9 protein-coding genes are annotated in these 12,493 nt (G+C 67.4%); 4 read left to right on the forward strand and 5 right to left on the reverse strand.

The annotated features are described in order from the left end of the window. Positions 1 to 24: 24 nt before the first annotated feature. Positions 25 to 1,404, reverse strand: a complete 1,380-nt coding sequence (locus QFZ94_RS16930; RefSeq protein WP_429458344.1) for an amidase — start codon at positions 1,402 to 1,404, stop codon at positions 25 to 27. A 208-nt stretch (positions 1,405 to 1,612) separates the two neighbouring features. Here QFZ94_RS16930 and QFZ94_RS16935 point away from each other — a divergent pair, with 208 nt between their 5' ends. Both QFZ94_RS16935 and QFZ94_RS16940 read left to right on the forward strand, forming a co-directional pair. Beyond that, the gene (locus QFZ94_RS16935) at positions 1,613 to 3,370 is read left to right on the forward strand and encodes a cation:proton antiporter (RefSeq protein ID WP_368586798.1); all 1,758 of its coding nucleotides are present in this window, start codon (positions 1,613 to 1,615) and stop codon (positions 3,368 to 3,370) included. A gap of 127 nt (positions 3,371 to 3,497) precedes the next feature. Beyond that, entirely contained in the window at positions 3,498 to 4,949 is a 1,452-nt protein-coding gene (locus QFZ94_RS16940) for a gamma-glutamyl-gamma-aminobutyrate hydrolase family protein (protein WP_429458346.1), read from the forward strand. A 77-nt stretch (positions 4,950 to 5,026) separates the two neighbouring features. Here the strand turns inward: QFZ94_RS16940 and QFZ94_RS16945 are convergent, their stop codons facing one another. Continuing rightward, a complete protein-coding gene (locus tag QFZ94_RS16945; protein ID WP_429458348.1) occupies positions 5,027 to 6,004 on the reverse strand; it encodes a hypothetical protein in 978 nt (325 codons plus the stop codon). A 175-nt stretch (positions 6,005 to 6,179) separates the two neighbouring features. Continuing rightward, complete coding sequence (locus QFZ94_RS16950) at positions 6,180 to 6,704, reverse strand: GNAT family N-acetyltransferase (protein WP_368586795.1); 525 nt, start codon at positions 6,702 to 6,704, stop codon at positions 6,180 to 6,182. 327 nt (positions 6,705 to 7,031) lie between these two features. On the opposite strand from QFZ94_RS16950, the gene QFZ94_RS16955 reads away from it, so the two are divergent. Then, positions 7,032 to 8,333 carry an MFS transporter gene (locus tag QFZ94_RS16955; RefSeq protein WP_429458350.1) on the forward strand — a complete coding sequence of 434 codons (1,302 nt, stop codon included), beginning with the start codon at positions 7,032 to 7,034 and terminating at the stop codon, positions 8,331 to 8,333. Positions 8,334 to 8,414: 81 nt separating this feature from the next. Here QFZ94_RS16955 and QFZ94_RS16960 read toward each other — a convergent pair whose 3' ends face one another. Continuing rightward, positions 8,415 to 10,262 carry a tetratricopeptide repeat protein gene (locus QFZ94_RS16960; protein ID WP_429458352.1) on the reverse strand — a complete coding sequence of 616 codons (1,848 nt, stop codon included), beginning with the start codon at positions 10,260 to 10,262 and terminating at the stop codon, positions 8,415 to 8,417. Between the two features lie 189 nt (positions 10,263 to 10,451). Here QFZ94_RS16960 and QFZ94_RS16965 point away from each other — a divergent pair, with 189 nt between their 5' ends. Beyond that, positions 10,452 to 12,146 carry an FAD-dependent monooxygenase gene (locus QFZ94_RS16965; RefSeq protein WP_410849624.1) on the forward strand — a complete coding sequence of 565 codons (1,695 nt, stop codon included), beginning with the start codon at positions 10,452 to 10,454 and terminating at the stop codon, positions 12,144 to 12,146. An 85-nt stretch (positions 12,147 to 12,231) separates the two neighbouring features. On the opposite strand, the gene QFZ94_RS16970 is transcribed toward QFZ94_RS16965, so the two are convergent. After that, positions 12,232 to 12,486 (reverse strand): formate dehydrogenase subunit delta, encoded by a 255-nt coding sequence (locus tag QFZ94_RS16970; protein ID WP_429458354.1) that lies wholly within the window; start codon positions 12,484 to 12,486, stop codon positions 12,232 to 12,234. Positions 12,487 to 12,493: the final 7 nt, after the last annotated feature.

Here is a 12,493-nt window from a genome sequence, read left to right on the forward strand (position 1 = left end):
TTATCGCCTGACGATTGCCGCGCTTTAACGGATCGCGTTCAACACCGCCTCGGCCGCGCGGCCGATTGCAAGCAGCGCGTCGTCGGCGTGCGGCGCGCCCGCCAGCATCAGGCCGACCGGCGCGTCGCCGCGCAGATGGCACGGCAGCGACAGCGCGCAGCTATCGAGGAAGTTGAACGCGCTCGGGTTGCGCAGGATCAGCGCGTTAGTGTGGCCGAACGTGTCGTCGTCGTGCAGCAGGTCGGCGAGGCGCGGCGGCACGACCGGCGCCGTCGGCGCGACGACCGCGTCGAAACGCTGCCACAGCGTGCGCGCGGCTTCATCGAGCATCGCGGCGCGCTCGGCGAGCAAGTCCAGGTAGTCGACCGCGGTGGCCGGCTGTCCTTTCATGATGCGCACGAGCACGCGCGGGTCGTACTGCTCGCGATGCCTGTCGAGCAGCGGGCGATGCCACGCATATGCCTCGATCGGCGAAAAGCCGAAGCGGTTGATTTCCGGCAGGCGGTCGAGCGGGGCGAAGCGCACCTCGCTGACGATCGCGCCAGCCGCCTCCAGGTGTTTGAGCGCGGTGTCGATCGCGCGCGCGACTTCGGGCTCGACGCCGTCGGTCACGAAATTGGTCAGCACGCCGAGGCGCACGCCTTCGAGCGGCCGCGCGGCCGGGATGCGTGGCTCGAGCCCGGCGAGCATCCGGTCGACCAGCGCGCAGCAGGCGACCGATACGCCGATCGGCCCGAACGAATCGAGCGTCGACGACAGCGGCACGCCGCCTTGCTTCGGGATGCGCGCGGCGGTCGGCTTGAAGCCGGTCAGCCCGCATAGCGCGGCCGGAATGCGGATCGAGCCGCCGGTGTCGGTGCCGAGCGCGACCGCGGCCATCCCGTCGGCGACCGACGCCGCCGCGCCCGACGACGAGCCGCCCGAAACCCGCTCGTCGCCCTTCACCCCGCGCCGGTACGGCGACAACGGATGGCCGTAGTGCGGATTCAGTCCGAGCCCGGAAAACGCGAACTCGCTCATGTTGGTGCGCCCGACGATCACCGCGCCGGCCCGCTTCAGCCGCGCAACCGCGACCGCGTCGGCTTTCGCGGGTGGCGCATCGGCGAGCACGACCGAACCCGCGCGGGTCCGCTGGCCTTCGATGTCGAACAGGTCCTTGACCGATACCGGAATCCCGGCGAGCGGCGACAGCACGGTGCCGGCCGCGCGCAGGCGGTCGTGCGCGTCGGCGGCGGCGCGCGCGGCATCGGCGTCGACGTGCATGAAGACGGCGGCGCCCTGGCCGGCAGGATCGGCGATTCGCTCGAGCGCGGTTTCGACGAGCGCACGGCTGGTGGTGCGGCCGGCGGCGAGATCGGCGGCGAGCTGGGCAAGCGGCGGGAACGGGGGGAAGTCAGTGGCCATGATGTCGGTAGAGATCCGGTTGAGCGCGGCTCGGGCGCGTGAGCGGGGCGGTGTCGAGCCAACGGAAAGGTCCGTCCGCATTGTAGAGCAAGGTTTTGCGGCCGAGCGGCCTGCTAGGGCCGGCGCGGCGCGCGAATTCGCCAAAAACATCGCCGGCCCGTTTGTTACACTGCGCCTTCCGAGATTACCGTTTGTAAGGAAAGCGCTCATGCACCATGGCATTGGCTTCATCCAGGATCTGGCCGTCGTGATGGCGCTGGCGGGCGTCGTCACCGTGCTGTTCCATCGCCTGAAGCAGCCGGTGGTGCTCGGCTATATCGTGGCCGGCGTGATCATCGGACCGTACACGCCGCCGTTCCAGCTGATCCATGACGAACAGACGATTCAGACGCTCGGCGAGCTGGGCGTCGTGTTCCTGATGTTTTCGCTGGGCCTCGAATTCAGCCTGCGCAAGCTGTTCAAGGTCGGCGCGACCGCGATCGTCGCCGCGCTGTCCGAGATCGTGCTGATGCTGTGGATCGGCTACGCGATCGGCAATGCATTCGGCTGGAGCCCGATGGATTCGCTGTTCCTCGGCGCAATCCTCGCGATCTCGTCGACGACGATCATCGTGAAGGCACTGTCCGACCTCGGACTTAAACGCGAAAGCTTCGCGCAACTCGTGTTCGGCATTCTGATCGTCGAGGACATTCTCGGCATCGCGATGCTCGTGCTGCTGACCGGCATCGCGCAGACCGGGCAGTTGTCGGCCGGGCTCGCGGCCGTCACGCTCGGCAAGCTGCTGCTGTTCATGACGGTGTCGCTGCTGGTCGGCGTGCTGCTCGTGCCGCGCGCGCTGAACTACGTCGCGCGCACCGGCAGCAGCGAGATGATGCTCGTGTCCGTGCTCGGCTTCTGCTTCGGCTTCTGTCTGCTGGTCGTCAAGCTCGATTACAGCATCGCGCTCGGCGCGTTTCTGATCGGCGCGATCATGGCGGAGTCGCGCCATCTGCATCGGATCGAGCATCTGATCGCGCCGCTGCGCGACGCGTTTTCCGCGATCTTCTTCGTGACGATCGGACTGATGCTGAACCCGGCCGTGATACTCGACTATGGATGGCCGATCGCCGTGATCACGCTCGCGGTGATCGTCGGCAAGATCGTGTCGTGCGGGCTCGGCGCGTTTCTGTCGGGGCAGGACGGGCGCACGTCGATGCGCGTCGGCATGACCGTGTCGCAGATCGGCGAGTTCTCGTTCATCATCGCGACGCTCGGCTTGACGTTGAAGGTGACGAGCGGGTTTCTGTATCCGATCGCGGTCGCCGTGTCGGCGTTGACCACGCTGACGACACCCTATCTGATCCGCGTCGCCGATCCGCTGACGCGTCGCATCGCCAACGCGATGCCCGCCACCTTATCCAACGCGTTCGGCATGTACGGGCAATGGCTGCGCAGTTTGATCGCGGCGCGCGGCGAGCCGACGCTGATCAGCATGACGCGGCGCATCGTATTGCAGATCGCGGTGAATCTCGCGCTCGTCGCGGCGATTTTCCTCGTCGTGTCGTATAGCGCGCCGCATAGCGGCCGGCTGCTCGCGCACTGGCTCGACGAGGAGCCCTTGCAACGCGTCGTGCAGTGGAGTGTCGCGCTGCTGGTGTCGCTGCCGTTCCTCGTGGCCGTGTATCGCAAGACCAAGTCGCTCGCGCTGCTGCTCGCCGAAGTCAGCGTGCAGCAGACTACCGCAGGGCGCTTCACCAGCGCGTTGCGTCACGCGATCGCCGATCTCGTGCCGATTGTGTCGATGATCGGCGTGTTTCTGCTGGTGGCGGCGTTGTCTGGCAGCATCCTGCCGCCGACGGGCCTGCTCGTCGCGGTGCTCGTGTGCGCCGCGCTGCTGCTCACGCTCGTGTGGCGATGGTGCGTGAAGATTCACGCGTCGATGCAGATCGCGTTGCGGGAGACTTTCGACGAGCGGCCAGACCCTTGATTCAGAGGGTTTGTGTAAGGCCTCGCAACAATGTGAGTAATTGTTTGCGGGTTTGCCGGGCCTGCTGCACTGACGGATAATCAGGGCATATTCATTCGTTCGCGCGGAAGGCGCCCGTCCGACAGTCATGAGCGACAAACCCGAAAACGCCGGCACGACCGGCAGTCCACAGCCGAGCTCGCCCGCGCCGAGCGGCACGCCGGCGGCACCGGCCCCCTCGCTTCCTCCGTCGCATGAAGATGCCACCCAGTCGGCCGCCAAAGATACGAGTCCGGCCGCCGAGGAGGCGACCGCGCGGTCGTCGACCGACGATCCGATCAGCGCATCGTCAGTCACTCGCGAAGATCCGCGCACGGCGCGGCTGCGCGACGCGGTGGAGGCACGCAGCGCCGCCGCCGAATCGACCGCGCGCCAGGAAGCCGCGGTGCACGAGCGCGAAGCGCGGCGCGCCGGTAAGCATGCCGGCGGCGCGACCCCGGTGAAACCCGAGCCAGCCGTCAAACCGACGCCAGCCGCCGGCGCGCCCCAAGTGGGTGGCGGCCTCAGCGCCGCGGACGTCGCCACCGACGGCGAAATCGCCACCGAGGAAGCCGCCGCGCCCGCGGCGCGGGCGCCCGGCTCGCCGCCGCCCGGATTCGGCGCGGCACCCGATTTCAGCGCCACCAATCCGCCGCCGCCCAATGCGCTTCCGCCGTCGCCGCCGCGTTATCTGAAGCAGAGCGATTCGGCGTGGAGTGTGTTCGGCCGTATCATCGCGGCGCGCGCGCGGCAGCTGTTCGATCGCGCGGGACAGCGGATCACGCAGCGCACGCTGCGCATCGGCGTGTCGGCGCGCATCTTCCACCCGGAACCGGGCGCGAAGGGCTTGCGCGGCAAGACGCTGCAGTATCTGGAGGAGTCGATCGCGCACTGGGTGATGTCGCGCGACGTGCTGGTGTTCATGATCCCGACCGTCGGTCATCAGGGCATGCTGCACCCGAGCAACATCCGTCTGCGCGACTACGCGAAGCATCTCGACGGCCTGCTGCTGCAAGGCGGCGCCGACGTGTCGCCGCAGACCTATGCGGAAACTGCGACGAGCCACGAATGGCCCGGTGACCGCGTGCGCGACATGTACGAGCTCGAACTGCTGCACGAGTTCGTCGAATCGGGCAAGCCGGTGCTCGGCGTGTGCCGCGGTTGCCAACTGATCAACGTCGCGTTCGGCGGCACGCTGTACCAGGACATCGCGACCGATGTGCCTACCGCGAACGCCCACGTCAACGAGAACTACGATCAGCACCGGCACGGCGTGCATTTTCCCGATGGCTCGACGCTGCTGAACATGTTCCCCGGCCGCCGCGACGCGATCGTCAACTCGATCCACCATCAGGCGGTGAAGACGCTGGGCCGCGATCTGAATATCGAGGCGGTGTCGGCGTCGGACGGCATCATCGAGGCCGTGCGCTATCGGCGCGCGCCGTTCGTGATGGGCGTGCAGTGGCATCCGGAGTTTCATCGCGCGGGCGGGCCGGAGCTGCTCGATTGCACGCCGCTGCTCGATACGTTCCTGCGGGTCGCGCGGGAGACGCGGTTTTAAGCAGGGCGGGTTCGCGTTGGCCCGACGGGGCCATCCCATCCATCTGACGCACTGCCACGCTATATGGCAGGCGGCGATCATTGCGCGAATTGTTCCGGGATTTCGGTGACGCGTCTCTGCGATATGTGATTCATCCACTCGGTGCTGTCCGCCGGCCGATTGTTCGACACGGTGGAGCGCGGCAGGGTCGCGGCGTCGCGTGAAGACATCATCGCGAAGGTCGTCACATCAGCGTATTCGTCCTCGCCGAACCGGGTTCGAACGCGCGCTTCATGCGATGACTCATTCGCGGCACGGCGATTTACCGAAAGCGGATGCGTTTGCGCGTGAAGCGCACGACGCGCACGATGCGCAGGTGACGAGTGAATCGCATCACGCGGCGTGCGCACATGTCGCGTGGTGGTGCGCTCAGGCAATGCCGCTATGCGCGCGGGGGCGGCGGCCACGTCGACAGGTAATGGTGGAAGCAAAGGCGCCGCTGTGACGGCCTCGGCAATCACCGGCGCATCACGACGCGGCATCAAAGCTTGCGCCGACTTCAGCATGCCAGATGCGATGTGCTGCGGCGGCAGAGGCTGATCGACGATCCACCACACTAGCGCCGCGACACAGCCGATTACCCCGGCACTCGCCGCGACCGTACGTCGATTCCACACTGAGCGCCGCTGCGCGATTCGCGGCGAGCGGGCCTTGAGCGCAATACGCATTGGACCCTGAGGCACCTTCCGTTGCATAGCGGGACGCGCCACCGTCGCCGTATGCGCCGCTTCCGCGGCGTGCTGCGTGGCGTCCGCGACAGGCGCCTCGGCCGGACGTTTCACGCCGCTCAGCGCGCCGTCGATCGACACCCTCTGCCCATACGACAGCAACGGCTGATCCCTGATGCAGACGGTGCGCAGCAGCGCGGCATACAGCGAATCGAATCCGGCTCGCCAGCACTGAGTGTCCGGCAGCAACGCCCAATCGCGGCCGAACGGTTCGGACAGTTGATTGAGCGGACGGAGAGGGGGAAGGGCGAATGCGCCTTCGATCGAGGTGAGCGGCGTGCTGGTCATCGGTTTCTTCCGGTGCCTCGTGACAAGGACGACCGGTGAGGCAGTGACGGAATCTGTATGGGACCGATGAAGCCATCGGCGACAGAAAATCGTGCCTCGAAACTACCTTGTCCAACCTTCAGATGACTCCGAAAACGGGGACATCACAGGCTGCACGCACACTCGACTTCTATGTTCAGGGCTTCAACCGGTACACGTAGCGCAGCGCGGTGATATCGACGCCGCCCATATGGTCGGGCTCTGCGCCGACCAACTGCCAGCCGTGCCGCTCGTAAAAGCCGATCGCCGCCGTATTGCCTTCGAGCACGTACAGATATAGCTGGGCCTCGCCTTGCGCGCGGGTCCAGTCAACGGCTGCGTGCATCAGCGTTTTGCCGACGCCAATGCCCTGATAACCGGGCAGTGCATGCAGGTTGTCGAGCAGCACGCCCCATGCGGACTCGGGCTGTCGCTCGACACACACGAAGCCGATCGGCTCGCCGGCCAATTCGGCGATCAGCACGATGCGGCGCTCGCTGCCCGGCGCGCCGAGACGCGCTTCCCAATAGGCGGCGCGCTCGCGCGTGACTTCGCCATCGAGGAACGCGTCGGGCAACAGACCGCGATAGGTCGCCTGCCAGCTGGCGCTGTGGATCGACGCGATCAGCGCGGCGTCCTCGAGCGTGGCGGGGCGCAGGGAAAGAGCAGGGGTGGTTTGCATCGGAGTAGTCAACTGAATGGCCTCGCGCGGACAGTCTACCGCCGCCCGCCGGAGTCGCGCGTAAGCAAACTGTATGCGTTTCGCGTCGACCTTATCAGCAGTAACATTACGTGGCATCGGCCCCGCATCAAGCTCAGCGTTTACCCTCACCCCGGATGAACGCCGTGGGCAGCAGAATGCGGCGCCCCCGGGCGCGCTTCGCAAATCGATAACCGCGTGTCCGCCTGTGGGATCCGCTTGCCAATCGCAGTGGATCGTTCCAACTGCCCGCTCGTCACCGTCCACGTCGATCCGTGCGACTGGGCGGCGGGCCTCTCCGAGACCGTCATGTCTACCGCGACCCACGCCGCTTCCAAAACCGAAGAATCCAAGGTCAAGACAGTGTTCCGCGTCGTCAGCGGCAACTTTCTTGAGATGTACGACTTCATGGTCTACGGCTATTACGCTTCCGCGATCGCCAAGACCTACTTCCCGAGCGGCAGCGATTTCGCGTCGCTGATGCTGTCGCTGTCCGTGTTCGGCGCGGGCTTCCTGATGCGTCCACTCGGTGCGATCGTGCTCGGCGCCTACATCGACCATCACGGCCGTCGCAAAGGCCTGATCCTCACGCTGAGCCTGATGGCGCTCGGCACGCTGACGGTCGCGACGATACCGGGCTACGCGACCATCGGGCTCGTGGCGCCCGTGCTCGTGCTGTTCGGGCGACTGCTTCAAGGTTTCTCGGCTGGCGCCGAGCTCGGCGGCGTGTCGGTGTATCTGTCGGAGATCGCGACGAAGGGCAACAAGGGCTTTTATTGCTCGTGGCAGTCGGGCAGCCAGCAGGTCGCGGTGGTATTCGCCGCGCTGATCGGCGTGATGCTCAACAAGATTCTGCCCGCCGACCAGATGTTCGCGTGGGGCTGGCGCGTGCCGTTCCTGATCGGCTGTCTGATCGTGCCGTTCCTGTTCATCATCCGCCGCTCGCTGCAGGAGACCGAGGAGTTCGCGGCGCGCAAGCATCGTCCGGGCATGGGCGAGATCCTGAAGTCGATGGCCGCGAACTATTCCGTAGTGCTGGGCGGCATGGGCATGGTCGTCATGACGACCGTGTCGTTTTACATGATCACGGCTTACACGCCGACCTTTGGCAAGGAGGTGCTGAAGCTGACGGCCATCGACGCGCTGGTCGTCACCGTCTGCGTCGGTATCTCGAATCTGATCTGGCTGCCGGTGTCCGGCGCGTTGTCGGATCGCATCGGCCGCCGTCCGGTGCTGCTTGCGTTCACGATCCTGACGATCCTCACCGCGTATCCGGCGCTGCAATGGCTCGTCGCCGAACCGTCGTTCGCGCGTCTGTTGGTCGTGCAGCTGTGGCTGTCGTTCCTGTACGGCTGCTACAACGGCGCGATGGTCGTCGCGCTGACCGAAGTGATGCCGGTCGAAGTGCGGACCGCCGGCTTCTCGCTCGCGTACAGTCTCGCGACGACGATCGGCGGCTTCACGCCGGCCATCGCCACGCTGCTGATCCACGTGACCAACAACAAGGCGGCGCCGGGCCTGGTTCTAGGCGTGGCGGCGATCTGCGGTCTGCTCGCGACGCTGTTCCTGTATCGCACGCCGGAGTCGCGGAATCAGTATCGGGCGGCCTGACGGGTTCGCTTCGTGTTCTGAGAACAGAAAACCCCGCGAAAGCGGGGTTTTCTGTTTTTGCTGGCGGCGCGTGGTCCGTCGCTAGCCGTGCCGCAATTCCTTGGCGACCGCCTCGACGACTTGATCCCACGCGCCCGGCCGCGGCTGACGCACCAGCGTCGCGCCCGGATACCACGGGCTGCGCGTGTCGCCGTCGAACCAGCGCCAGTCGGCGGCGAACGGCAGCATCAGCCACAGCGGCTTGCGCAGCGCGCCGGCGAGGTGCGCGATCGACGTGTCGATCGACACCACCGCGTCGAGCCGCTCGACGATCGCCGCGGTATCCGCAAAGTCGCCGATGCGTTGGTCGAAGCGATGGATCGCGGCCGCGCGCGGATGCGCATCGAGCGCGGCGCGTTCGTCGTCGGACAGATCGGGCTGCAGCACGATCCAGTCGATGCCGTGGAGCGCGAACAGCGGCTCCAGCGCGGCGAGCGGCATCGTGCGGGTTTCGTTGCGCTGGATGCGCCCAGACCAGGCGAGCCCGATCTTGCGCTTCGCCTGACCGCCGAGCGAGCCGCGCCATTTGCGGCGATAGGCCGGCGGCACGCTCAGATAGGGCGTGCGTGCTTCGATCGTGTCGTAGCGCGTGCCGAGCGCGAGCGGCAGGCTCAGCAGCGGAATTTGCAGATCGGCGGCGGGACGCGGCTGGCCCTGCGCGATCAGCGAGACGCGCCATGCCTGCGCGACGGGCGCGAGCAGCGGCACCAGCTGCGGCTGCACTTCGAGCACGACGCGCGCGGCGCGTTGTGTGGCGAGCGGCACGAAGCGCACGAACTGCAGCGTGTCGCCGAAACCCTGTTCGGCATGGATCAGCAGCGTGTACTCGTCGATCGGCTCGCCGTGCCAGCGCGGCAGCGTCTGGATCGCCGGTTGCGCGACGGTTTGCAGCCGCCATTCGTATTCGGGCAGACCGCGCTCGAAGTCGCGCATCGCGAGCCACGCGAGCGCACGGTTCATATGCGCGGACGGGAGGTCGGGGCGCAGCCGCAACGCCTGATCGAGCGCGCGCACCGCGGCAGCGTGCGCGCCGAGCGCCTGGTGCGCGGTGCCGAGCGCGAGCCACGCGAGCGCGAATTGCGGATCGAGCCCGACCGCGCGCTCCAGATACGGCAACGCCTGTTCGGCCCGGCCGAGCGCCGCGAGTGCGTTGCCCATGCCGTAGATCGCGGGCGGCAGGTTCGGCTGCAGCCGCAGCGCCGCTTCGAATGACGCGACTGCCTGCGCATGTCGGCCGGTCGCATCGAACGTGTTCGCGAGGTTGAAGTGCGCGGCGACGAAGCGCGGCTCGGCGGCCAGCGCGGCCTCGAAGCAGGGCACCGCCTCGTCCGGCCGATCGAGCGCGTTCAGCGACATGCCCATGTTGTTCAGCGCGCCCGCGTGACCGGGGCGCAGTTCGAGCGCGCGCCGGAACGACGCGATCGCGTCCGCGTGACGCCCGAGCGCGTGCAGCGCATTGCCGAGATTGTTGTGCGACGACGCGTCGTCCGGCTGCAGGCGCAGCGAGCGTTCGAACGCATCGGCGGCGTCTTCGTGACGGCCCAGCGACGCGTAGGCGTTGCCGAGGTTGTAGTGCGCCATCGGGAACGTCGGTGCGAGCGTCAGCGCGTTGCGGAACTGCTCGATCGCGGCGTCGATCTGGCCGAGCGCCTTCAGCGCATTGCCGAGGTTCAGCTGCAGCGCCGCGTCTTCGGGGCGCAGGTCGACCGCGCGCCTCACGAGCGCCGCGGCTTCGGCGTGCTGGCCCTGCTGGTGGCGCAGCACGCCGAGCAGATGCAGCGCATCGACATGGCTGGGGTCGTGGTCGAGCGTGGCGCGGTAGCCGCGTTCGGCGTCGTCGAGGCGGCCGTCACGATGCGCCGCGAACGCGCGGTCAAATACAGGTTGCATGACGGGGAGGGCATTCGGATCAATCAGACTGGGCCGCATTTTCCCATACTTGCGCAAGGGGCCCCGATTTGCGCGGCTCGCGGGCGCCTCTGGAGCGACGGGGCGTCCCCTCCGCGATTGATGCAGCGCACCGCTGTGCGCGAGAGCGGCGGCGTACACTAGAACGCAATGTTGCCTCCGGAGTTCCGCATGGACGCTGCCGCCTACGACGCGTCGCCGGTGCTGATCGTCGGGGCCGGTCCCACCGGACTTGCCGCAGCGATGAGTCTCGCGCGTGCTCACATCCCCGTGCGTCTGATCGACAAGGCGCCGCAGCCGAACCCTTATTCGCGCGCGATCGGCATTCAGGCACGCACGCTCGAGCTGCTCGAGCAGCATCGGCTGATCGAGCCGTTTCTCGAACTCGGCCATCGCGCGCGCGTCGCGAATCTGTTTTCGAACGGCATGCGGCTTGCGCAGCTCGATTTTGACGCGCTGCACACGCGCTATCCCTATCTGCTGTTTCTCGACCAGTCGGTGACCGAGCGGCTTCTGACCGAGCATCTTGCGACGCTCGGCGTGAAGGTCGAGCGCGGCGTCGAACTGATGGCGTTCATGCAGGGCTCAGCGAGCATTCAGGCGACCTTGCGCCGCGCGGACGGCCGGACGGAAGGCATGCGCCCGTCATATATGATCGCGGCCGACGGCGCGCATAGTTCGATTCGCCATCGCCTCGGGCTGAATTTCGAGGGCAAGACCTTCGAGCAGACCTTCCTGCTCGCCGACCTGCACGCGGAAACCGACTGGCCCGACGACGAATTCCATATCTTCGCGTCGGGCGACGGTCTCGTCGCGCTGTTCCCGATGGGCCACGGCCGTCATCGACTGATCGCCGATCACGCGGTCGAGCCGTCCGGCAGCGCCGCGCCGCCGGCCACACCCGCAGCGCCGTCGCTAGAACAATGCAAGGCGCTGATCGCGCGGCGCGTGCGCGAGCGCGTCGACGTGTCGGATCTCGCGTGGTCGGCGTATTTCCACGTGAACAGCCGGATGGTCGATCGGCTACGCGTAGGCCGCATCTTCCTCGCCGGCGATGCCGCGCACGTGCACAGCCCCGCGGCCGCGCAAGGCATGAACACCGGCATCCAGGAAGCGCTCAATCTCGGCTGGAAGCTCGCGCGCGTGGTCGGCGGCGCGGCGCCGGATCGCCTGCTCGACACGTACCACGCGGAACGGCATCCGATCGAGCGCGAGGTGCTGCGCCAGACCGGGTTCATCACGCAGATGGCCGAGGCCGATCACGGTCCGCTGAAGCTGCTGCGCGAGCGCGTGATGCCGGTACTGGCCGCGCTCGGCCCGCTGCGCGATGCCGCGCGCGCGACGATCAGCGAGCTGTCGATCCAGTACCGGCGCAGTCCGCTCACGCTCGAACGCGTGCTCGACGGCGGCCCGCGCGCGGGCGAGCGCGCGCCGGATGCGCTGGTGCATGTCGTCGACGGTCCGCTCGGGCGCGCGCCGGGCGTCGGCTGCATTTTCGATCTGCACGATCCGGCGTTCTTCTCGCTGTTTCTGCTGGTGCCGCCGCTGCCCGTCGACGGCACGCCGCTCGATCCGGCTGCGAAGCATGCGGCGCCGCCGGACCCGGAGCTGGAAAAGCTCGCCGCCGAGGTCGAGCGGCTGCTGCCGAACGCGGTGCGGATCTGGCGCGTCACCGATACGACCGGCGACCGCGGCCCGGCGCTGTCCGAATCGTATGGGCGCACGCGGCCGTCGTTTTATCTGGTGCGGCCCGACGGCTATATCAGCGCGCGCGGACGCACCGGCTCGGACCTGCACGGTCTCGTACGGCACTGCGAGGCGTGGTTTGCGGTGGGGGGAGAGATCCACGAGCAGGCGACGCTGTGATCAGGGTCGCCTGTTGCGCGGCGCGGGCGCGGCAGCGGATCGCGCCGCCGCGCCACGGTGGGGTGGTTGAGGAAATGGCCTGAGCCTAAGCCGCCGACGCCTGGGCCGGCGTCAACTTCTCGCGATACCTGACGATCGCCTCGCGCGTGAAGTTCGTTAGCGCGATGTCATAGGTGTCCGGCGCTTCGCCGAGCGTTGCGAGCAGCGCGCGCCGCATGCGCGGCTCCCAGAAGCGGCGGATGTGTTCGGCGACGCCGCTCAGCGCTTCCTCATGGTCGGGCATCGACTCGAAGAAGTCGCCGATCCGGTTCGCCATGTCGATCAGATTCCGATTGTCCATCGCTCGC

The organism is Paraburkholderia sp. JPY465 (assembly GCF_050436725.1).
Taxonomy (GTDB): domain Bacteria; phylum Pseudomonadota; class Gammaproteobacteria; order Burkholderiales; family Burkholderiaceae; genus Paraburkholderia; species Paraburkholderia youngii.